The following is a 20,352-nucleotide window of genomic DNA, read 5'->3' as shown; positions in this document are numbered from 1 at the left end:
TCCGCGTGTATCGACCACGGACAGTGTGTCGGTTCCGGTGGAGGACGGCACTACAGCGCACTACCCCATCCGGAGTGCCGTCGGCGGTGGCACCGGGATGTCGGTGGCGTTCGGGACACTGACTCCATGACGAAGAACACCCCGCGCTCGTTCAGCCCGCTCTGGCGGGCCCCGGAACGCGCTGAACTCCCCCGGACCGGCGGCGAACGCGAGGTCCTGACCGCCTACCTCGACTGGCACCGCGCCACCCTGGAGGCCAAGTGCGCGGGACTGGCCTCCGCGCAGCTCTCCCACCGCGGCGTGCCCCCCTCGACGCTGAGCCTGCACGGCCTGGTCCGCCACCTGGCGGGCGTCGAGCGGTGGTGGCTGCGCATCCAGTTCGCGGGCGAGGACCTGCCCCTCCTGTACTACTCCGACGACGACCCCGACCAGGACTTCGACGACCTGGACGGCGACCCGGCGGAGGCCTTCGCGGTGTGGCGTCGGGAGGTGGCGCGCGCCAGGGAGATCGTCGACCTCGCCGGGTCCCTCGACGAGACGGCGAAGGCGCCCCGGTCGGCCGGTCCCCTCCAGCTCCGGGTGATCCTGGTCAAGCTCGTCGCCGAGTACGCGCGGCACAACGGGCACGCCGACCTGCTGCGCGAGAGCGCCGACGGGGCCGTGGGGCTCTGACTCACCCGTAAGGGCGGCACGGAGTACGAGCAGCGGGCGGGCACGGTGGGGCCGTGCCCGCCCGTCGCGGGGCGTTCCGTGTCTACAGCGGGCGACCGAGCACCTTCCCGGCGTCGGTCACGAGTGCGGCCAGGTAGTCCCGGGCGGTGCCGCCGGAGGCGAGGAGCGCGGCCTGACCGGACCAGAGGTTGAGCCGGTCGGGCCGTCCGAGCTCCGCGGCCCTGGTCCGGATCGGCGTCATGAGGTTGTTCTGCGCCGGATAGGGCGGGACCCGGTCCTCGGCGTCGGCCAGCTCCCGCACCAGGCCGTTGGCGATCCCCCTGGCGGGGCGTCCGGAGAAGAGTCGGGTGAGCACGGTGGTCTCCGCCTCTTCGGAGGCCAGCGCGTCCCGGTGAACCCGGCTCGCGCCCGACTCCCGCGTCCGGAGGAAGCCGGTCCCCACCTGGACCCCGTCGGCGCCCAGGGTCAGGGCGGCCGCGACCCCGCGCCCGTCGGCGATCCCGCCCGCCGCGACCACCGGCACGGTCACGGCGTCGCTCACCTGGGGAACCAGGGAGAACGTGCCGACGAGCGACTCGCGCACCGGGGCCAGGAACGAGCCGCGGTGTCCGCCGGCGTCGCTGCCGGAGGCCACGACCACGTCGCATCCGGCCTCCTGGAGCGCGCGGGCCTCGGTGACCGTGGTGGCCGTGCCGATGACCGGGGCTCCGATCCGTCGGGCGCCCTCGACCAACCGGCGGGGCGGCGTACCCATCACGACGCTGATCACCGGGGGCCGGGCCGCCAGTACCGCGTCCACCTGGGCTTCGAAGTCCAGACGGGTGTTGGCGGCCTCCAGGTCGGGCGGGGTGAGCCCGAACTCGGCGTAGTGGGCGGCGAGCCGGTCGGTGTGCGCGGCCAGCGCCGTCGCGTCCGGGACCGGTCGTTCCTCCTCGGGGCGGGGGACCCACAGGTTGACGGAGAACGGCGCCGCGGTGGCCGCGCGGATCCGGTCCACCACGGGTCCGATCCGTTCGGGGGCCGTGGCGTGCAGACCGTACGATCCCAGGCCGCCGGACTCGGAGACCGCGGCGGTGAGTTCGACCGTCGACAGTCCGCCGCCGAACGGGCCCTGGATGACGGGGTGGCGGATACCGAGTGCGCTGGTGAGGGCGGCGCCGGGCCGCCGGTCGGGGCTCACGCGGCCACCGCGGTTCGCCCGAGTTCGAAGCGCACGGCGACGGCCGCGACGTGGGCGCCCAGGTGTTCCGCCGTGCGCAGGTCGCCGACGGTGGGCGCCTGGTCGGGGCCCAGGTCGGCGGGGGACTGGGCCATGGCCCCGGTGAAGCCCGCGAGCCGGTTGAGGTCGTCACGGCCGCCCTGACTGGTGTACTCACCGCCCGGAGCCAGGCCCAGCGGGACCCAGAGCATCCCGTGCTGTGCGGCGAACACCGCGAGGGCGCTGAGCGTGGTGTCCTTGTTGCCGTTGATCCCGGCCGAGTTGGTGAACCCGGCCGCGAGCTTGCCCTGCCAGCGGCGCTCCTGCCAGACGGGCCCCGTGGCCTCGGCGAAGGTCTGGAACACGGCGGAGGTGCCGCCCATGTAGGTCGGGGTGCCGAACACGATCGCGTCGGCGGTGTCGAGGGCGGACCACAGGGCGTCGTCGGGGGTGGTGACGTCGTGCAGTGAGGATCGGGCGCCGCTCGTGCTCGCGGCTCCCCGGGCGACCGCCTCGGCCTGACGGGCCGTGTGGCCGTAGCCGCTGTGGAAGGCGATGGCGACTCGGACTTCGCGCATGGGGGACTCTCTCCCTCGGTCGGGTGGGCTCGGTGGCCCATGGCGGAACCAACTTAGACGACCGGTCAACTATTTTGCAACGCCGGGAAGCACCCGATCCCGTTCCGGTAGTTGACCGGCCGTGTACTCTCGGCCCATGGGACGGACGAGCGACGCGCGGGAACGCATCCTGGACTCCTCGCGCAGGCTCATGCGCACGCGTGGCTACACGGCCCTCGGCGTCGCGGAGATCTGCGCCGACGCCGGGGTGAAGAAGGGCAGCTTCTACCACTTCTTCGACTCCAAGCAGGCCCTGACCATCGAGGCGGTCGGCGAGCAGTGGGCCGAGGAGCGCGGTGCGCTGCAGGCGGCTGTGACCGACGCGGACGGCCCGGTTGATCGACTCCGCGCCCTGGTCGCACGCCTGGTCGGCACCCAGCGCGCCGACCACGGCGAGTCGGGCGCGATCCACGGGTGCCTCTACGGGAACCTCGCCCTGGAACTGAGTGGGCAGGAGCCGGAGGTGCGCCGACGGCTGGCCGAGGTGTTCGACGACCAGGTCGCCATGATCGCCCGCCTCATCGCTGAGGCACAGGAGGCGGAGCTGGTCGGCCGGGGGACCGGCGCCCAGGCCCTGGCCCGGTCGATGGTCGCGCAGATCGAGGGCACGGTACTGCTGGCCCGGGTGCGCAACGATCCCGCCCTGCTGGACGAGGTCTGGCCGAGCGCGGAACGGCTTCTGGGCGTGGCCTGACCGGCCGTCCCATCCGCCCGCACTCCGGGGAAACCCGTCCGAATCCGTCGATGCGAATTCACGCGGCCAATGCGGGACCAACCGTCGGGGTCTGCGTGTCGTCGTCCTCCTGCCAGGGTGGGGGAATTACACTCTCTGGACTGGCGGAAGGAGACGGCGTGGCGTTGGGCAACAAAGACATTTCACGGCTCGCTCTCGACGTGTTCGGGGACGACGCCTGGGAATCGGATGGCTTGGCGGAGCTGGAAGACCATCTGACGAGCGACTTCAAGAACCACCAGCTTCCGGATGTCCGGGGTGGGGAGTCCGTCATGGATCCGGAGGAGTGGCGGGCGCTCCTCCGTGATTTCCATCAAGGCTTCTCGGAGGCGAGGATGGAGATCCTGCAGCAGGTCGCCGAGGGGGACTACGTCGCCACGCGCTGGCGTATGACGGCGAAGAACGTCGCCGAGTTCTCAGGTTATCCGAAAACCGGAAAGTCGTGCACGTGGACGGGCGTTTCAACCGACCGATTCGAAGCCGGAAAGCTCGCCGAATCCTGGGTCAACTGGGACAAATACAATTTCCTGGATGGGTTGAACCTCATCTAGGTCGCGGCACTGTCGTGGCTCCGGACGCTGGTCCAGAGCAGCGAGACTCCGCTTCAGCGGCGCTCTCCCGAACTCCTGGGAATCGTCATCGCCCGGCGTGTACCCGGCCATGATTCCAGCGTGGTTGCCTCGGCTTCGGATGTCTACCCCGGGCGGACCGCGTGATCCACCAGGAGGGAGAACTCCCCACGCACGAGAAACGCCGATCGTGACCACGATCGGCGTTCGTGCTGGTCAGCGGTTGGTTTCCGCTGTCCAGCGAGAGGTGCCCCCTGCAGGATTCGAACCTGCGCACACGGCTCCGGAGGCCGTCCAGCTGAATCCCGCTGACCTGCACGAACACCGCCCTGGGCGGCTCGCCTGTCCACCAGCCGACCACGGACGTCCCGGAGACGCTTCCACGGCTACTCTCCGTGAGAGGTTGGTGGCGGTCCAGCTAGCCATGGTTGGGGGCTTCCCTTCCTCTCTTCTTTTCCCTTTCAGAGAGTAAGGAGAAGGAGCCTCCGCAGCCTCCGCACACCGACCGAGAGTGCGCCTGAACAGGAGGAACGGTGCGGAGGCTGGGCAGGAACCTCAGACTCCGGTCAGCCTCCGCAGCCTCCTCCCCCAACGGCTCCTGATCTTTGATCCGGCGGTTGACGGAAATGGGTTGGGGTCCAGACCGACGGAACGGGTGAATCCCCCCAGTAATGTGGGGCGTTTTTGAACCGACCGCAGGTGCGACCGCAACGTCCGCTCCAACTCGTCCACGTCCCGGAAGGCCCGGTTGGCCAGAAACGTCTTCATACGCGACCACAGCGTCTCCACCGGGTTCAAGTCCGGGGCGTAGGTAGGCAGCTGGACGACGGTCAACCACGGTCGCCTCGCCAACTCGCCGCGGAGCCACCCTGTCGTGTGCGCTGAGTAGTTGTCCCAGATCGGCACCATCGGGGCCTGGAGCTGGCCGTGGACACGGTCGATGAGCGCGGGCAGGTGTTCCTGGGTGATCGGCTCCCGTTGGGTGGCGTAGACCAGCCGCGCCGCCCCCGAACACGGGTCCACGCACAGCCACCCGGACGTGTGCACCCTGCGGCGGTGGTGCTGTCGGGTGGCGATCAGCGGGGTGTTTCGTTCCGGGTGTGATGGAGGCTCTCCAATAAACCCGGAACGAAACAAAACGCACGCCGTAGTGTTCACCGACGAGCTGGTCGACACGGGCCAGGGTCCAGCGCTGGTCGTCCCACCCGTGGGCGGTGGGTCCCTGGGCGAGCTGGATTAGCAGCTCGTGCTCCTGCTTGGCGGCTCACGAAGAGGATGCGGGCGATCTCGGCGCGGGAGTGCTGTTGGTCCTCGAACAGGGCGGCGGCGAGCATGCGGCGTTGGTGGAGTTCAGCGGGGTTTTCGGGTTCGGGGGTACCTCCATGCCCTATGACACGACAGGTACCGTCAACGGTCAACCCCCAGATCGAAGATCAGTAGCTTTGCTGGTCTTTGGTTGAGCCTTCGCATCACTCAAGAGGGATGCCGGGGTTCGGTGGAACACGCACAACGGGGGCGTGACTCGTGACGACATCAGACAGAAGGTCGTTCGTTTGGTTGCATAAGCCCGCCAGATGTTGCGCTCCAAGTCGAGAGATTGGTTAATTATATGCTTCTTGGATGAATTGTCTAATTTTGCACACACCATATGAAATCAAGAGGAGGAATTGAACTCTCTTTGTCGTGTTGGGTGGCGCATTCAGGATTGTGCTTGTGCCAAGCTAGCGGCTACGTCTGTCACTCACTAGGTTAAGGTTGAGCGACCCCTGGTTACGCAAAGGATTTTCGATTGAGTTTCCCTGGTGGCGTTGAATGGTCTAGAAATCCAGACATTAATGCAGGATTGAATGCAGCGCGCGATAGGATGATGAGATATGGAATGGACTTGCCTTATGCGGAGATAGCCCCCGATGTGGAGATGGCGGTAGAATTGCTTTATTCTGCAGTCGGGGAAAATTCACCGGATTCCTCGGACCCATCCGGGCGCAGCATAGAGTTGCTTGTAGAGATTGTTGCGGTAAGTGGATCCGTGCGGTATTACCACAATGAGGGGACGTTGAAGCATGACGAAATTATATCATTTACTAATGAATATATTAATTTCATTAACTCCTGGAAGGATAGACCTCCAAGATGAGAGGGGGTGATGAATGTGCCGAATAAATCATGGGGATGGCTAAAGCGTCGGGCTGAATATCAGATTACGCGCCTAACGTATCTTGGTGCAGGATTGGCAGGTCTCGGGATCTTTGGGGCGGGCAGCCTAGGGGCGGAAATCTTCAATCAGGTTCCTCTTGTGCTCCGTGCAGCCTTCATAGTTTGCGCCTTGGCTACCGCAGGCTGTCTGGGGCTTTCATGGGAGCCGCATCAAAGACTAGTTGCTGAAATTGACCGTGATCATAGTGGCAGGCTCGATGAAGAGACAAATGAAGACCTTCCAGAGGGCGCACACAGGTGGTACCTGCTTGGGGGTATTCTGCTTTTTGCAACAGGGGCAATTTTTGCTATAGCAGCCATCTGGACCGTGGTCCACTTCTATGTTTCTATAGTGTTCCAAGGGTAAGGAAATTGGATCGGCGGTGTGATTCGCTCTCTGGGGCAGTTTCGATGCAAGATCCGTGGTTTAGGTCTAGGGATATTGTCTTCCATGCGCACTTCATTCAAGGCGCCACTCGTTCTACTGGCTGGTCTCGTTGGCCAAAGGGCCAGCGGAGCCGTCGGGCAGTACAGCACCCGATCGCTCCGCTGGTCGTCGTGATTCGTGGGGCGATGGAGGCTAGTCCAGCGCGGCGAGGCTCCGCTTCAGCAAGCTCCCCTCGAACTCCTGGGGGTCGTCGTCGTCCGGCTTGTACTCGGCCATGAGGTTGTGCGCCGTCGTGAACCACGTTTCCAGTTTGGCCACCTCGGTTTCGGAGATCCTCCCCAGACGCACCGCGTGATCCACGAGAAGGGAGAACTCCTGGCGCATGAGATCCGGCTTCGGTCGTTGGGGGTTGACCCAGTCGTCCGCGAGAACGGGGCGGAGTGAGATGCCGAGGTCGTTCCAGTGCAGGAGGATGGCGAGGTCCGAGGTGAACCCGTCGGGGAGCTCCGTCGGCCAGTACTTCCGCAACGCGGCCCTCTGGCCCGACCAGGGAGTGCTTCCCGTCTTGGGCAGGAGTTCCGGGAACAGCTTGCCGGCCAGCGGAGCGAAGAACCCGTGCAGCCAGAGCTGCGGGTACAGGGGCCTCCAGTAGAGGTCAGCGATCGTCGCGTCCGAGATGCCCTTCAGGATCGGGCTCACCAAGGCGGCCGCGAGGGGTTCGTCTCCGTAGTAGCGCAGGTCGCCGTCGATCAGGCAGACGATGTCGGCCCGTGAGGCCTGGATGCCCGCCAGCATGGCGAGGCCCTTGCCCGCGGGCGCCTCGATGACCTTCGCGCCGCTGTCCGAGGCGATGTTCGCGGTGTCGTCGGTGCATCCGCTCGCGGAGACGATCACCTCGCCCTCGGTCTCCAGCAGAGTGAGGGCTTGGTGGGCATCACCCACCACCTCCGCGATGGTCCCCTGCTCGTTGTGAGCGGGGATGACCACCGCTACCGTCGCGTCGCGATTCGCGAGCGTCCTGGACTGGACAAGGTCGAGGCCGAGAGCAGGGTCGATCTTGGCTCGCTTCTGGGCGGTCACGCCGCTCACCACTCCTTCAGTTCGGTCATGAATTCGAGCACAGTGCGGTCCGCCGGGTAGTCGGCGTCCGATATCTCCACCGGGGTCCCATGTCTGTCGTAAGAGATGCGGCGAACCCGAAGCATGGGCACCCCTGTGTCGAGCCCCCACAGTTGGCGCTCGACCGTGGTGGACATGCGGCTGGTCACCTCATCGACGACCTTCATGATCTCGATGCCCACCGTGGAGAGCTGGTGTTGGGTGCCACCAGGCCAGGGTTCGTTCTTCTCGTCCAGGAGCTCGGGGTTTTTGGAGATGAGACTGACCGGGATGTAGGAGACCGACCAGTTGGTGCGGTGTTTGGTCTTCCGGTCCTTCGTCTCGTAGACGCGTTGAATGACGTCGCTGTCCTCTTCCACACCAAGCGCGGTAGCGACGTCCTTGCTCGCCGGAATGCGCGAGTAGGTGGCGGTGAAGTCGACGTCGCCGATGGGCTTGTTGGTCTCCAGTTCGCTGGTGCCAGCCTTGCGCCGTTCTTCCTCAGGCTCGTGGACACGGTCCTTCTCCCACTGATGTCGAGTGGAGGACCGGCGTGTCTGGGCTCCGAGACCACGGACTCGCAGTGGCCTGCCCCTTCCCCCGCTCACGAGCCCCTGCTCCTTCAGCAGGTTCAGGGCTTCCCGCGCCGACGTGATCGAGCAGTTCCACTTGGTGGTGAGCTCGTGCAGCGTCGGCAGTGAGTCCCCCGGCTCTAGCTGGCCCTTCTCGATCTTCATACGAAGGCTGTCCGCGATGGCCAGCTTGATGGGTGGGTCGACGGACGTGCGCTGTGGCTCCATGGCGCCAGTCTATGCAGGTTCGCCAGTTTGCCCTCAAACCCCTTGCGGGATCGCGCTCCTTGCCTTACGGTCGAACCAGTTCGAGAGTTTGCCCTCAAACTCTCAAACCCTCGAACTTGCGCTGACCAGCATCGACCGGTCGGCATCGGCTCTCCGTGCTGGTGAACGAGAGCCCTCCAACTTCAAGAGCGCGCACGCCCCGACCCCATCCCGAGCTCCCAAGGGACGGCGAACGGCACCGGCCACGGCCGGTCTGGCAGCCAGCCAGACATGAGCTCCGCCTTCACCAGGGCGGTACGGAATGGCCGCATCCCCCGCACCCCCTGGGGTGCCCGTCCGGTCCCCACCCCGTCAGCTCGACACGGCGGACCGAGGACCGGGCGGGGACCACCTGGGTCCACACATCCCGACCGAAGGAGGCCTGTTGATGGCTACCACCACCGGCACCGACCGGACCGTACGGCCCCTGTCCATGCCCGAGCTGCTCACGATCGCCTCGGTGGTCGTCGGCCGGATGGACCAGGACGCTTCTCACATGCCCTACGTGGGGGTGGACGTCGATCTCAATGTGCTCGGAACCCCCCAGATCCGTCTGATGCTCGACCAGCGCCCCGGTGAGGCGTCCCACGCGCAAGGGGTCGCGTTCCTCGCCGATCTGGCCCGGGCCGTCGGCGAACCCGTCGACCACCGGAAGGACTTCCACATCGACTCGGTGGACTGCCTCGACTGGGAAGGCACCGGCATCAGTGTGTGCGGGCGGGCCGTCGTCCGTCCCAAGAACGACACCTGAGAGCGCTTCACCCCCCTTGCCACGCCGTTCCGCCCCGACCCGTGCCGGGCGGGGCTCTCGCACACCCCGACACCCCAAGGAGACCCGTTGACCACCACCATGCCGAGCGACATCGACCCGACCGCCCTGGAAACCTTCCAGGAGCTGATCGAGGTCACCGACCCTGACCTGTTCGCCCCGGTGCTGCCGGGCGAGACCCCCACCGAGTACGCCGCCCGCACCGCCGCGGCCGCCGACATCCTCGACAGCCTGCTGGCCGAGAAGGCGGTGAACGCCCCCTCCCTGGCTAGCCGGTTGGACGCCCACCCCGATGGGCTGACCGCCGGAGTCGAGGCCGCCGCCGAGGCGATCGGCGACCGCGTCACCGGCTACGCCGAGGCCGTCCACCGCCTGGTCCACGGCTACGAGGACGTCGGGGAGTGGGCGGCATGAAGCTCTGGGGCTGGGTCCGCACCCATGTCACCTACTACTGCCACGGCAAGCCGATGACCTGGAACGTATTCCGGTCCTGCTACGAGTGCGCCTGCGGGGCGACCCGATGAGCGACCTGGAATTCCACCTGCGGAACTGCTCGGCCTGCCTCGCGGGCCGGCCGTGCCTGACCCGCCGGATGCTCGGCGGCTACCGCGTCATCCTCGCCACCTGGAGGTTCCGATGACCGCTGTCCTCATCGTGCTCGGGTTCGTCGTGACCGTGGCCATCCCGACGCTGCTGATCGCCCTCACCGGAGGGCCCTTACTGATGGTCCGCACCAACGACACCGAGGAGACCTGATGCAGCACTTCTACGCGTTCAGCCTGTTCTTCCTGACCCCGGCCACGGCGGCCCTGTGCATCTACATGTTCGTCCAGACCTACTTCTGAACCCCCGCACACAGCGAGGCACCCGCCAATCGGACCTTGGCGGGTGCCTCTCCTCATTGCCTATCACGACCCGCGAGAGGAGACACGCGCGATGAAGTTTCCGCGCCTGCCCCGGAAGACGAAGGAATCCGACCTGAGCCCGGGCATCGAAGCGCCGCCCCGGGAGCCCGACAACCTTTCTTCGCCGCCTGTGCCGGAGCCGGAGAACCGGCATGAACCCGCGATAGACCACGACCAGGAGCCCACCTCCGACCAGGCACCGCCCATCGCCGAGCAGACCGAGGCCGACACCGCCTCCCAGGAGCGAGAGAAGGTGGATGGGCCCGCTCCCGCCGCGCCACCCGCCCCTGGCGGGTGGTTCACGCCGACCCGCCTGGTCATCGGCGCGGCCGTCCTCCCGTCCCTGCTCTCGCTGATCTGGGTGGCCACCACCGTGGCCGAGATCACCGGTGGCCCGGGCGGATGGGCCGCCGGGATCTTCGCTGACGTGGTGATCGTGTCCACCGTCGCCGTCGCCTGGTTCAACCCGGACGTGCGCCGGGTGGCCAGCATCGGAGGATGGGTCGCGGCGATTGCCGCCGGGGTGCTGCTGGGCTGGCACTACCTGGGCACCGAGCAGATCGCGTTCGCCCTGGTCCCGATCGGCTCGAAGTTCCTGTGGCACGTGGCCCTGCTGGCCCGCACCGCCTGGGAGCGGCGTCGCGCCGCTGCCGTCCGCACCGTGAACGCTCGTGCCGAACGGGCACGGCGTGAGACGGAAGAGGCCGCGCACGCCGAGGCTGAGCGGACCCGCGAGCGCGAGCAAGCGCTGTCGACAGAGCTGACCGAGGACGAGTTGCGCGAGCTCGCCAGTCTGCGCCGCCAGGCCGCCTACGCCCGCGCCCGTGCTGAGGCGGAGAACGAGCTCACCACGGCCGAGGCCGACGCCGACCGGCTGCGTCAGGAGGCCGTTGCTGAGGCCGAACGGATCCGTCGAGAGACCGAGCATCGGATGCGTCAGGAGGCGATCCAGCGTCGGGTCCAGGAGCAGATGGCGGTGCAGCAGGCCAACGCGGACCTGCTCAAGCAGCGCCAGGCCCTGGAGTTGGAGCTTCAGTTGACGCGCCCCTACGCGGTTGGGGCCGCTTCCCAGGCCCGGGTGCCCGATGACGTCTCTGGTCTGGACGACCTGGGGCCCGACACGGCGCCGGTAGCGGGGTTCGGAGGCGTGTTCGGCGCCGGTCTGACCACTGCGAACATCCACCAGGGTGGCGGAATTGGCGGGAATGGCGCTGACCAGGCCGGACACCGCCCGGCGGTCTCTGTGAGCGCCCAGGGGGGCGGGAATGGCGGAATTGGTGCTGACCAGGCAGAACGCTCCCCGCACCATGCCGCGCGTATCAGCGCCGGGCAGGCAGCCCGCCAGCGCGTCTTGGACAAGATCCGCGAGGTGGGTGTGGAGGTCTCGACCAACGAGCTGGCCCGCCTGCTGGACATGGGCCGTACGACGGTCCGCGACCACCGCAACGCCTTGCGGGACGCCGGACTGCGTGTCTACCCCGACTCCGAGTAGCCCCTGACACCCGGCCCCGCCATCGTGCGGGGCCGGGCCACCTGCCCCGGCGGGTGAGCAGGCCCTCCCTGACCCTCCTGCGGGGCGGGCCTGCTCACTATTCCGGGGGTTGTGCCGCACCCGGTGACGCACGGCGAGAGCGCCTGCGAGCCGTCTGCGAGCGACCCATGCCCATCCGCCCACCTCTGCCAGAAGGAGGACCTGATCGCCCCGTTCTCACCACCAGTTCGGGCCCCGCCCGGAGCCACCCCAACCATCACGGGCCGCCACCAGCGGGTGGCGGCCCCCGCTTCACCGCCTGGAGGTGAGATGGCCGCCCGCTTCTACGACCCCGACGGCACTCGCTACGGGTTGCCGACCTACCCCAAGAACCTGGCCCCGGCCGGGCTTGCCACCCGCACCCAACTCCGAGCCTTGGACCTGAGGCCCGGCGGTCAGGAGCCGGTCGCTCAGCTGATGTGGGCCTCCGGCTGCGGAGGGTCCCGCGACGGCGTGCGCGTCGCCTACCTGTACTGGGTCCACCTGGCCCGGCCGGTGCGACCGATGACCCCCGCCCGCGAGCGGGCGCTCGCCCGGGCCTACCTGGCCCGGTGCACCTGCCGCGACTGCGGTGAGGTGCACGACTTCTGCCTGCCCACGTCGTTGGGCCGCACCTGTCCGCCCGGGCTCGGGTGCGCCGCCCACACCCACCTGGCGGTCGCCTGAACACCGCGGCCCCTGACCTGTGAGGAGAGACCGTATGTCCGTCAGCGAGACCGTCTACCGGTGGTTGCACGGCGGCTGCGAGGCCCACGCCGCCACCCACTACACCCACTACGTCCGAGAGCGTGACACCCGCATGGAGGTCGAAGCCGAGCTCACCCAGACGCGGACGCACGCCGATCGCCTGGACAGCGCCCTGACCGACTCCGCCCAGGCCCACAACGAGGCCGAGAAGGAGCTCACTGCGGAGCGCGAGGTGGTCGCGTTCCTCCAGGCCGAGCTCAACGCGGCCAGCAAGCGCATCGAGGTCATGGAGTTGAAGGTGGCTGGTGAGCGAGCCCGCGCGGACCAGGCCGAGGCCGCCCGGACGGCTGTGGAGAAGCTGCTCGCCGATCCGCTGCCTCTGACCCGTCCTCACCTGGAGAACCAGGGGCTCGTGGACGCGGCGCTGTTCAACGTCGTCCTGATGCGGATCCTTTTGCGCGCCGAGGGCAACCGCCACGCGGGCAGCTTCTACGGCGAGTACGTCCACCAGCTCGCGGACGCCCTCCAGGCCCGGGTCACCGCGGCCTTCGACGCCCTCAAGACCGACCACGACCCCGAGCGGGTCCTGGACGTGCTCCAGACCCCGCTGACCTCCGTGCCCCGACCGTCTGCCCCCACTGGCTAGGACATGCCTGGTCTGCTCTCGGTTCGGGCACGCAACTGCTTGCGCTCAGCCCCACCTCGCCCTCCATCTCGTTGAGGAGTCGTCATGATCCGTGGTTTCTTCGCCCGCCTCATCCCCCTGTGTCTGCTGTTGATCTTCGTTCTGTGGTTCTTCCGCGCCCCCGAGTCCGTCGCGGGCCTGATCAACGGCGCGTTCGGCCTGATCGGCGAGGGCGCTGACGCCCTCGGTCGGTTCGCGACCGCGATCACCCCGACCCTGAACAACTTGCTCTGATCTGGAGGGACGCATGTCTACGGACACCCACGAGGCGGACGTTGCGGAGGTGCCCGACGCCCAGCCGCTGCCCTCCGACGACGAAGCCGCCGCGCCGCCGGTCGACGACCAGCCCGCCTCGGTCGCCGAGGAGAACCAGGACCAGGGTCAGGTCGACAACGGTGGTCCGCCGCCGTTGCCGCCGTTGTTGGAGACCGGCGCGTCCACGCTGGCCACCGCCGGGTCGGGGATCTACGCCGCGACCGGAGCGGCCGGGCTGGTCGTCGCAGCCGGGGTCGCGACGGTCGCCGGGGTCGCCTACGGGATGCGGCGCTCCCAGCAGCGCCGCACCGCCGCCCAGGCCGGGCGTGCCGTGGGGGGACGCGCCGCCCAGGGCCGGGGCCGTTTCTTCGGCTCCAGCGCTGGCGCTGGTGGGTTGGCTGGCCGTGCGGCCCGGCGTGGCACCGCACGCGCGGCCGGAGCTGGTGGTCGCGCTGGGGCTGGGCGGGGTGTGGTGGCGGGCCGTCACCGCGCCGCCTCCGGCGGTCTGACGGGTCGTGGCCGCGCCGGAACCAGCGCGGGCCATCAGGGGTCCTCCCCGGCCGGGCGCGTTGGCTCCCGCCCCGGTGGCGGTGGGCTGACCGGCCCCCGGGCCGCAGGGGGCCGTCGCGGGGCCACCGGAGGACTGTTCGGCCCTGGTGGGTCCGCGCGGAGCTCGGCCGGGCGCCGCGCTGGGGCCTCCCGGGGTGGCCTGTTCGGTGGCCCGGCCTCACGATCGGCTTCCGGACGCCGATCCGGGACCGGCTGGGGTGGGGTGTTCGGCGGGGCCGCCGGACGCACCGCCCGCCGCGCGCGGGGCCGGGGCCGGTCGACGTCGATCATCGACCCGCCCATGTCCACCAGCCAGGGCCGAGGTCGCAGCCGTGGCCGGTGGCGTCGCCGGATCCGGTCCGGGTGGCAGCACCCGCGCACCCGCAAGGTTCGGGCTCGTGCCCGGTTCGGTTGGCGGTGGACCCGCACCCGGGTGCGCCGCCACTCCGACCGGCTGGCCTCCTACCTCAAGCGCCGCACGTGGGCGCTGCGGTTGCGCGGGTGGGGGCGAGGCCTGACGGACTGGTGGAGGGGGCTGTGGTCGACCCTGATCGGCCGAGCCTCCGACCCCCGGTACGGGCCGTTGCGCGGCTGGCAGCTCGGTATCGCCGCGGCCGCCATCGGCGCCCTGGGCGCCGGGCCCAAGAAGTCTCAGCCCCGCCCGCTGGTGGGGCGCATCATCGGCACCGCCGCCCCCACCCCGGGGGAGGACGGGCCGCTCACCATCGCCGGGAGGACCCTCCTGGCACTCACCGCAGGAAACGAAGGAGAAGCATTGGCACCCGAGGTACAGCGCGTCCGTGACGCCGCCGAAGAACTCAAGGCCGCCCTGTCCGCCCTGGGCGGGTCCGAGGTCGGGATGCTCGCCTACGAGCAGGGACTCAAGGAGCTGGGGGCCACCCTCCAGGCCGTCGCTGACGGTGTGAAGGAGATGGGCGCCACCGCCGAGGACGAGCAGCCGCTCGCCCCCGAGGTGCTGGAGTTCTTCTCCGCGATCGAGGACGCCGCACGCGGCAGCGCGGAGGTCGCCGAGGAGATGCCGGGCCTGTTCCGCGCCGCCCACGAGGTCGAGCTGGAGCGGTTGGAGAACCCGCGCGTGGGCGAGCACAAGTGGGACGTCTCCCAGCAGGACTAACCACCCTGTGACCAGTACCAACCCTTCCGGGGCGGAGCCGCAGCGGCTCCGCCCCCAACTGTTGCCGCACCCCTTGTGAAGGAGACGAGATGGCGACCGCGACCGCCGCCAAGAGCACAAGCACGAGGAAGAAGAGGAAGTCGAAGAAGGAGCTGGAGGAACGCCGCCGACGGTGGTCCCACCAGCAGGGCCCGTTCCTCGGGGCCGTCAACGCCGCCTCCGCCGCCTTGGCGGTGGCCTCGGTCGGATCCCTGCCGGAGGTCGCCCTCGCGCCGCTGTGGCCGCTCGCCGCGGGCGCAGTCGGCGCGACCGCCGCGTTCACCCGGTCGGCCACGGCGCGGGCGCCGTGGCTGCCGTGCCTGTACCGGCCCGCCCGCTGGATCGGTTACACCGGCTGGTGCTCTTGGGCGCTGGCCTCCGGTGGGCCGTGGGACGTCACCGTGTCGGCCGCGCTGGCGGTGGGCACCCTCGCCGCCGCTGTCCTGGCGCCCGCCAGCCGCTCCTTCGAGATCGCCGCCGAGGACCGGACCGCCACCGAGGACCGCATCAAGCAGCGCCGGGGCCTAGCCGGAGAATGGGAAGCCAGGGTCAACCGGATCTGCCGTATCCCGCGCCCGGGAGTGAGGGTGACCGACATCGCCGAGTGGATGATGCCCGACCCCGACCAGCCCGACGCCAAACGCCAGACCGGCATGTCGATCGTGCTGGAGCTACCCCAAGGCACGAGCTCCTGGAAGACCATCCGCAGCAAGGCCGAGGAACTGGCCGCCGACGCCGACCTGCCCGACGCGTGCGGGATCGAGGTCACCTCGCACGGGTCGCGGCGCCGGGTTCTGCTCCTGGTCAGCACGGTTGACGCCCTGGAGGGCGACATCCCGGCCGGGGACGACTTCTCGCCTCTGTCCATCTACGACCCTCTACCGGTGGGGATGCACCGCGACGGCTCCTACGTGAGGCTGCCACTGAAGTGGAAGACCATGACGCTGATCGGCGCCACGGGGTCGGGCAAGTCGGCGCACCTGTCGTTGATCCTGCGCCAGCTGCTGCGATGCACGGACACCGTGGTCATGGGCATCGACTTCAACGGCGGTAAGGCGTTCCGCCCGTTCTTGGAACCGTGGCTGGAGGGCAAGACCGCCAAGCCCGCGATCGACTGGGTGGCCACCACCCCCAAGGAAGCAGCCCTACTGCTCGACTTCCTTCTGGACGCCATCGCGGTCCGTTCCTCCGGATACACCGAGCTGATGGGACAGGTCAACGACGACAAGGTCCCCAGCTCGGCCGCGGTGCCACACATCGAGCTGGTCATCGACGAGACCGCCGACCTGCCCCGCAGCATCAAGAACAAGCTCGTGGAGCTGTCCAACCGGTCCCGGGGCGCGTCGATCAGGCAGATCACCTGCGCGCTGCGGGCGGTGTCCAACGCCGGGGAGCAAATGCCCAAACCGCTGTTGGTGCAGTCGGGGATCCGTACCGCCATGCGGGTCAACGAGAACTCGGAGTTGAACCACATGTACGGGTACAGCCGCGGGTTGCCCAAGGCAGAGGAGATGCCCGAGGCCGGGTACGGGCTGGTCCAGCCCGACCCCTCACTCGCTCCCCGGATCTTCAAGGGCCTGCTGGTCAAACCAGACGACTCCAAGCGGGCCGCGATCGAGACCGACGAGCGCCGCCCGGTCCTGGACGAGGTCACGGTCAACGTCGCCCGCGACACCTACCGGCACCGATGGGACCGGGCGGCCGCGGCCGGGTGGCTGGGCACCAAACCCCCCACCACGACCACGGCACCGCCCAGGCCCACGCCGACCATCGACACCGCTGTCGAGCGGCCGCGCACGAAACTGGAGGACCTAGACCTGGGTGGGGCGGCCGAACGGGCCCGCGCCAAGCGGGAGGAGCTGGAGGACCGCAACCGCCGGATGCGAGCGGCCAAGGAGTCCGACGACGGGTTCGCCGAGATCGTGCGTGGGTTGAAGGGGCTCACCCCGGTCGGTCGTCAGGTGCCCCGGCTCCTGGCGGTGGCCCTGGAGCAGTCCACCGACAAGGGTGTGCACTACTCCGTGTTGGAGGAGACCACCCGGCTGCCCGGAGAACGCGTTCGGGAACTGCTGGGGTTGCTCGGCATCCCCCCGGCCCCCTCGCCGTTCCGGATGCACTCGGGGTCCGACTCCCCGAAGAAGCGCGGGTTCCTGCGCTCGGATCTGGATCGGGTGGCCGCCGGAATCGAACTCGGAGACGTCCAGGTACCCCCCGAGGTTCACGACGCTCTGTGACTCCTTGGGGTGTCCCACCTGGGACGTACTCACCGTCCCAGGCCGGGGACGCTCCTGGGACGTCCCAACAGCGTCCCAGGCTGGGACGCGCCAGCGTCCCCACCCCGCACACCCCGACCCGGACAGGGTTCGCGCGCGGTGGGGACACCATCCGGTCGACCTGGGACACCCACCCTTGACCTATCGACAGAGAGTGACCGTATGGACATCGACTGGCCCCGCACACTCACCACCGGAGGCCTCACTCTCGCGCTCCTGGTGGCCGTGGCGGTGGCCGACTACCTGGAGGCCGCCCGAGTGGGGGACATCCCCGCCGGCCCCGTTCCCGTCATCGGCGGGCTGGCCGGAATCGTCGTCGGCTTGGCCGTCGCGAACGCCGTCCTCGGCTGACCCGGGTGATGGCTCTGCCCCCTCCGCGCCGCGTGCGGGGTGGGCAGAGGGATCACCCGGTTCACATACATGGGCCGCCCCGGCACGACTGCCGGACGGACCACGACCCACCCTGAAGGAGCACGTATGGACCCCATGACGGTCGGCGACCTTCGCCAGTTCCTCAACGGGACCGCGGATGACACCCCGATCACCGACGCCCTCGGTCACGCCCTGGTCGACGTCGACGTCGACGACCCGACGCAGGTGGCGCTGCTGTTCTCCCGCCCTGCACCCCGGCCCCGAACGGTCGTCAACACCGTCACGGGCGACACGACCGGCGGCCTGATCATCCAGACCAGCGGCGACCTGCACGGCTCCATCCGACTCTGACACCACCGGCCCGCCCCCTGGCCGCCCAAGGATCCGGGGCGGGCCGTCGGCCACCCCGTCAAGGATGAAGGAGTACCCCCCGATGGCTTCCACGATCCGCCACCCCGCCCAGTGGTTGTGCCACCACGCCGACGGCACCCAGGTCGTCCACGACCTGGAACTGTCCTACGACCCCTCCGACCCCTACGCCATCCAGATCACGTTCCTCCTGGACGTCGACGAACCCGACTTCGTCGTGGCGTGGACGATCAGCCGCGACCTGCTCACCGAGGGGATCACCTCCTGGGCCGGGGACGGCGACGTCCGCGTGCAGGTGTGGGTGCCCCTGCCCCGCCTGGTCTCGGTCGAGCTGCTCGACAGCCACGACGGCCGCTGGTCCCGTTTCCTGGCCCGCCGCGACGACCTCGCCGACTTCCTCCGCCACACCTACACGCTGGTGCCGGCCGGAACCGAACAGATGGACGTCGACACCGCCGTCGAACGGCTGCTCACCGGCACCGCCCCCGGGGGTGAGTGATGGGTGTCATCAGCACCGCCGGATGGCGGACCACGACCCCGCTCACCCCCGACTGGACCCGCCGGGCCCTGTGCGCCCGCATCGGGCGCCCCGACGACTGGCACCCCGACCACGAAGGAGCGGCCGTCGTCACCCAGCTGCGCGAGGTGTGCGCCCGCTGCCCCGTCTCCGCGCAGTGCCTGGAGACCGCGCTGTCCTCCCGCCGACCCCTGACCGGGGTGTGGGCGGGCACCACCACCAGCCAGCGCCGCCGGATGCGCGGTGCCCGCCGCGCGGCCGCCAAGGCGGCGAACGCGGCCTGACCACCGAGCACGACGAAGGGCACCCGCCACGGCCTGTGCGGCGGGTGCCCTTCCCCTTCTTCCTACCACCCCGAACCAGAAGGAACGAGATGACCACGACCGCTCCCGAGACGACGACCACGATCACGCTCACCGCCTCGGCCGCCCACCTGGCCGAGCAGATCGGCTGGATCGCCCGCATGCTGCCCACCCGGCCCGCCATCCCCGTCCTGACCGGGCTCCGCCTGGAGGCCACCGCCGACCGGGTGCGCGTGAGTGGTACTGACTACGAGGTGTGGGCCAGCGCCGACCTCGACACCGACACCACCGGGGAAGGCATGACCGTGCTGCCCGGGCGGCTGCTGGCCGGACTGCTCACCAAGCTCCCTCCCTCGCGCATGGTCACGATCACCATCGCCCCCGACCAGGCGCGCATCGACTGCGGCCCCACCCGGTGCACGCTGCGCACCCTGCCAGCCGAGGACTACCCCGCCCCGCCCGAACCGCCGACGGCGGTGGGGCAGACCGACGCCGCGGAGTTGTCGGCCGCTGTGGACCAGGTCGTGGTGGCCGCCAGCACCGACCCCACCCTGCCGATGCTCACCGGGGTGCGCACCACCCTGACCGAGACCGGGATCGTGCTGACCGCCACCGACCGGTACCGCGTCGCCCAACAGCGAGTGGCGTGGGAGCCCACCCTCGACCACGACCAGGACGAGAATGCTGAGGCCCCCACGCTGCTGGTTCCGGCCGTCACCCTGTCCCAGGCCGCCAAGGCCATGACCGGCACGGTCACCCTCGGTATCGAGACCGGCCAGCAGGGCCGGGTGGACCAGTTCAGCCTGTCCGACGCCACCCGCCGACTGTCCACCCGACTGCTCGACGGTGACTTCCCGGCTACGGCCCCCTTCCTGGAGCGAACCCGCTCCGACGCCCAGGTGACGGTGACCGTGGAGACCGCCGAGCTCGCGGCCGCGATCGGCCGGGTGAGGCTGTTCGCCGCCGACAGCACACCGATCCGCATCACCATCGAAGAGGAGGGCCTGGTGGTGCGCGCCGGCGTCGACGGCGAGGAGGGCAGCGAGGACGTGCCCGCCACGGTCGACGGCCCCGGCCTGCCCATCGCGTTCAACCCCGGTCTGCTCCTGGACGCTGTCACCGGAGCTCGCGCCGAACGCGTGCGGTTGGCGATCGCCGAGACCGAGCGTCCGGTCCTGTGCACCCCCGACCTCGGCGGCGACGCCTACGAGCACCTGATCATGCCGATCCGTCTGGGCGCCGCCCGCGCGGCCTGAAAGGGAGGCGCCCTGTGTTCGAGCCGACCATTCGTTACCGGATCTACTGCGACGCCCCTGGGTGCATCCGTCTGGTGATGGACACCGAGGACGACGTTCCGCTCCTGATCGACAGCCCGGACCTGGACCGGGTGCCCGAGGGGCTGCTCACCGACGACGAGGGCACCCCGTGGGTCCGTGGGCCCCGTGACCGGGTGATGTGCCCCGAGCACGGCCACATCATCCGCCGCGAGTTGGACATCGCCGCCACCCACCAGTCCCTGTTCGACCCGACCCCCTGACCCGACGCGCTCCCGGGCGCTCGCCCTGCTCACCAGCCCCCCGGCGGCTGGTGGGTGGGGGGACCGTCCGGTCCGCACACGACGACGGCCCCACCCAGTGCCTGCAAGCGAAGGTGG

Annotated in this window: 23 protein-coding genes; 18 read left to right on the top strand and 5 right to left on the bottom strand. The window is 69.2% G+C overall.

The window, feature by feature from the left end; all coding sequences use genetic code 11:
- Positions 1 to 126: 126 nt before the first annotated feature.
- The gene (locus tag AB0I72_RS11460) at positions 127 to 672 is read left to right on the top strand and encodes a DinB family protein (RefSeq protein ID WP_358565912.1); all 546 of its coding nucleotides are present in this window, start codon (positions 127 to 129) and stop codon (positions 670 to 672) included.
- A gap of 82 nt (positions 673 to 754) precedes the next feature.
- On the opposite strand, the gene AB0I72_RS11455 is transcribed toward AB0I72_RS11460, so the two are convergent.
- Together AB0I72_RS11455 and AB0I72_RS11450 are read right to left on the bottom strand one after the other, a co-directional pair.
- The gene (locus AB0I72_RS11455) at positions 755 to 1,852 is read right to left on the bottom strand and encodes a nitronate monooxygenase (protein ID WP_358565909.1); all 1,098 of its coding nucleotides are present in this window, start codon (positions 1,850 to 1,852) and stop codon (positions 755 to 757) included.
- Complete coding sequence (locus AB0I72_RS11450; protein ID WP_358565906.1) at positions 1,849 to 2,448, bottom strand: flavodoxin family protein; 600 nt, start codon at positions 2,446 to 2,448, stop codon at positions 1,849 to 1,851. The genes AB0I72_RS11455 and AB0I72_RS11450 overlap by 4 nt, the downstream gene beginning before the upstream one ends.
- A 136-nt stretch (positions 2,449 to 2,584) precedes the next feature.
- Between AB0I72_RS11450 and AB0I72_RS11445 the strand changes: the two genes are divergently transcribed.
- Positions 2,585 to 3,181, top strand: a complete 597-nt coding sequence (locus tag AB0I72_RS11445; RefSeq protein WP_358565904.1) for a TetR/AcrR family transcriptional regulator — start codon at positions 2,585 to 2,587, stop codon at positions 3,179 to 3,181.
- 158 nt (positions 3,182 to 3,339) lie between these two features.
- A complete protein-coding gene (locus AB0I72_RS11440) occupies positions 3,340 to 3,771 on the top strand; it encodes an ester cyclase (protein ID WP_358565901.1) in 432 nt (143 codons plus the stop codon).
- 573 nt (positions 3,772 to 4,344) lie between these two features.
- On the opposite strand, the gene AB0I72_RS11435 is transcribed toward AB0I72_RS11440, so the two are convergent.
- A complete protein-coding gene (locus tag AB0I72_RS11435; RefSeq protein WP_358565898.1) occupies positions 4,345 to 4,836 on the bottom strand; it encodes a transposase in 492 nt (163 codons plus the stop codon).
- A gap of 742 nt (positions 4,837 to 5,578) precedes the next feature.
- On the opposite strand from AB0I72_RS11435, the gene AB0I72_RS11430 reads away from it, so the two are divergent.
- The gene (locus AB0I72_RS11430) at positions 5,579 to 5,926 is read left to right on the top strand and encodes a hypothetical protein (protein ID WP_358565895.1); all 348 of its coding nucleotides are present in this window, start codon (positions 5,579 to 5,581) and stop codon (positions 5,924 to 5,926) included.
- Positions 5,927 to 6,565: 639 nt separating this feature from the next.
- Here the strand turns inward: AB0I72_RS11430 and AB0I72_RS11425 are convergent.
- Both AB0I72_RS11425 and AB0I72_RS11420 read right to left on the bottom strand, forming a co-directional pair.
- Entirely contained in the window at positions 6,566 to 7,453 is an 888-nt protein-coding gene (locus tag AB0I72_RS11425; protein ID WP_358565892.1) for a glycosyltransferase, read from the bottom strand.
- A 5-nt stretch (positions 7,454 to 7,458) separates the two neighbouring features.
- A complete protein-coding gene (locus AB0I72_RS11420; RefSeq protein WP_358565889.1) occupies positions 7,459 to 8,271 on the bottom strand; it encodes a GntR family transcriptional regulator in 813 nt (270 codons plus the stop codon).
- Positions 8,272 to 8,698: 427 nt separating this feature from the next.
- Between AB0I72_RS11420 and AB0I72_RS11415 the strand changes: the two genes are divergently transcribed.
- The 14 genes from AB0I72_RS11415 to AB0I72_RS11350 all read left to right on the top strand — a co-directional run bounded on the left by AB0I72_RS11415 (position 8,699) and on the right by AB0I72_RS11350 (position 20,235).
- Positions 8,699 to 9,061, top strand: a complete 363-nt coding sequence (locus AB0I72_RS11415) for a hypothetical protein (protein ID WP_358565887.1) — start codon at positions 8,699 to 8,701, stop codon at positions 9,059 to 9,061.
- Between the two features lie 87 nt (positions 9,062 to 9,148).
- Positions 9,149 to 9,493: a hypothetical protein gene (locus AB0I72_RS11410; protein WP_358565884.1), complete on the top strand. Its 345-nt coding sequence runs from the start codon at positions 9,149 to 9,151 to the stop codon at positions 9,491 to 9,493.
- A 522-nt stretch (positions 9,494 to 10,015) separates the two neighbouring features.
- Positions 10,016 to 11,476, top strand: coding sequence for a hypothetical protein (locus AB0I72_RS11405; protein WP_358565881.1), 1,461 nt, complete (start codon positions 10,016 to 10,018; stop codon positions 11,474 to 11,476).
- A gap of 309 nt (positions 11,477 to 11,785) precedes the next feature.
- Complete coding sequence (locus AB0I72_RS11400; protein WP_358565878.1) at positions 11,786 to 12,181, top strand: RRQRL motif-containing zinc-binding protein; 396 nt, start codon at positions 11,786 to 11,788, stop codon at positions 12,179 to 12,181.
- Positions 12,182 to 12,215: 34 nt separating this feature from the next.
- The gene (locus AB0I72_RS11395; RefSeq protein WP_358565875.1) at positions 12,216 to 12,848 is read left to right on the top strand and encodes a hypothetical protein; all 633 of its coding nucleotides are present in this window, start codon (positions 12,216 to 12,218) and stop codon (positions 12,846 to 12,848) included.
- An 84-nt stretch (positions 12,849 to 12,932) separates the two neighbouring features.
- Complete coding sequence (locus AB0I72_RS11390; protein WP_358565873.1) at positions 12,933 to 13,121, top strand: hypothetical protein; 189 nt, start codon at positions 12,933 to 12,935, stop codon at positions 13,119 to 13,121.
- Between the two features lie 13 nt (positions 13,122 to 13,134).
- The gene (locus AB0I72_RS11385) at positions 13,135 to 14,826 is read left to right on the top strand and encodes a hypothetical protein (protein WP_358565870.1); all 1,692 of its coding nucleotides are present in this window, start codon (positions 13,135 to 13,137) and stop codon (positions 14,824 to 14,826) included.
- Positions 14,827 to 14,915: 89 nt separating this feature from the next.
- Positions 14,916 to 17,099, top strand: coding sequence for a hypothetical protein (locus AB0I72_RS11380; RefSeq protein WP_358565867.1), 2,184 nt, complete (start codon positions 14,916 to 14,918; stop codon positions 17,097 to 17,099).
- Between the two features lie 201 nt (positions 17,100 to 17,300).
- Positions 17,301 to 17,489, top strand: coding sequence for a hypothetical protein (locus tag AB0I72_RS11375; protein WP_358565864.1), 189 nt, complete (start codon positions 17,301 to 17,303; stop codon positions 17,487 to 17,489).
- 126 nt (positions 17,490 to 17,615) lie between these two features.
- On the top strand, positions 17,616 to 17,861 hold the full coding sequence (locus AB0I72_RS11370; RefSeq protein ID WP_358565861.1) for a hypothetical protein: 246 nt from the start codon (positions 17,616 to 17,618) through the stop codon (positions 17,859 to 17,861).
- A gap of 82 nt (positions 17,862 to 17,943) precedes the next feature.
- Positions 17,944 to 18,378 (top strand): SsgA family sporulation/cell division regulator, encoded by a 435-nt coding sequence (locus AB0I72_RS11365; RefSeq protein ID WP_358565859.1) that lies wholly within the window; start codon positions 17,944 to 17,946, stop codon positions 18,376 to 18,378.
- Complete coding sequence (locus AB0I72_RS11360) at positions 18,378 to 18,680, top strand: WhiB family transcriptional regulator (protein WP_358565856.1); 303 nt, start codon at positions 18,378 to 18,380, stop codon at positions 18,678 to 18,680. Before AB0I72_RS11365 ends, AB0I72_RS11360 begins: the two co-directional genes overlap by 1 nt.
- 89 nt (positions 18,681 to 18,769) lie before the next feature.
- Positions 18,770 to 19,954 (top strand): DNA polymerase III subunit beta, encoded by a 1,185-nt coding sequence (gene dnaN, locus AB0I72_RS11355; protein WP_358565853.1) that lies wholly within the window; start codon positions 18,770 to 18,772, stop codon positions 19,952 to 19,954.
- 14 nt (positions 19,955 to 19,968) lie between these two features.
- A complete protein-coding gene (locus tag AB0I72_RS11350) occupies positions 19,969 to 20,235 on the top strand; it encodes a hypothetical protein (protein ID WP_358565850.1) in 267 nt (88 codons plus the stop codon).
- The last annotated feature ends 117 nt before the right edge of the window (positions 20,236 to 20,352 follow it).

The organism is Nocardiopsis sp. NPDC049922 (assembly GCF_040660275.1).
In the GTDB taxonomy this organism is placed as follows: domain Bacteria; phylum Actinomycetota; class Actinomycetes; order Streptosporangiales; family Streptosporangiaceae; genus Nocardiopsis.
This window is presented reverse-complemented; position numbering and strand designations above follow the sequence as displayed.

Excerpts from the sequence above, each read along its gene's own strand:
- AB0I72_RS11460 (WP_358565912.1), top strand. The coding sequence starts at position 127 with ATGACGAAGAACACCCCGCGCTCGTTCAGCCCGCTCTGGCGGGCCCCG.
- AB0I72_RS11450 (WP_358565906.1), bottom strand. The coding sequence starts at position 2,448 with ATGCGCGAAGTCCGAGTCGCCATCGCCTTCCACAGCGGCTACGGCCAC.
- AB0I72_RS11445 (WP_358565904.1), top strand. The coding sequence starts at position 2,585 with ATGGGACGGACGAGCGACGCGCGGGAACGCATCCTGGACTCCTCGCGC.
- AB0I72_RS11420 (WP_358565889.1), bottom strand. The coding sequence starts at position 8,271 with ATGGAGCCACAGCGCACGTCCGTCGACCCACCCATCAAGCTGGCCATC.
- AB0I72_RS11415 (WP_358565887.1), top strand. The coding sequence starts at position 8,699 with ATGGCTACCACCACCGGCACCGACCGGACCGTACGGCCCCTGTCCATG.
- AB0I72_RS11405 (WP_358565881.1), top strand. The coding sequence starts at position 10,016 with ATGAAGTTTCCGCGCCTGCCCCGGAAGACGAAGGAATCCGACCTGAGC.
- AB0I72_RS11400 (WP_358565878.1), top strand. The coding sequence starts at position 11,786 with ATGGCCGCCCGCTTCTACGACCCCGACGGCACTCGCTACGGGTTGCCG.
- AB0I72_RS11395 (WP_358565875.1), top strand. The coding sequence starts at position 12,216 with ATGTCCGTCAGCGAGACCGTCTACCGGTGGTTGCACGGCGGCTGCGAG.
- AB0I72_RS11390 (WP_358565873.1), top strand. The coding sequence starts at position 12,933 with ATGATCCGTGGTTTCTTCGCCCGCCTCATCCCCCTGTGTCTGCTGTTG.
- AB0I72_RS11385 (WP_358565870.1), top strand. The coding sequence starts at position 13,135 with ATGTCTACGGACACCCACGAGGCGGACGTTGCGGAGGTGCCCGACGCC.
- AB0I72_RS11380 (WP_358565867.1), top strand. The coding sequence starts at position 14,916 with ATGGCGACCGCGACCGCCGCCAAGAGCACAAGCACGAGGAAGAAGAGG.
- AB0I72_RS11375 (WP_358565864.1), top strand. The coding sequence starts at position 17,301 with ATGGACATCGACTGGCCCCGCACACTCACCACCGGAGGCCTCACTCTC.
- AB0I72_RS11370 (WP_358565861.1), top strand. The coding sequence starts at position 17,616 with ATGGACCCCATGACGGTCGGCGACCTTCGCCAGTTCCTCAACGGGACC.
- AB0I72_RS11365 (WP_358565859.1), top strand. The coding sequence starts at position 17,944 with ATGGCTTCCACGATCCGCCACCCCGCCCAGTGGTTGTGCCACCACGCC.
- AB0I72_RS11360 (WP_358565856.1), top strand. The coding sequence starts at position 18,378 with ATGGGTGTCATCAGCACCGCCGGATGGCGGACCACGACCCCGCTCACC.
- dnaN (WP_358565853.1), top strand. The coding sequence starts at position 18,770 with ATGACCACGACCGCTCCCGAGACGACGACCACGATCACGCTCACCGCC.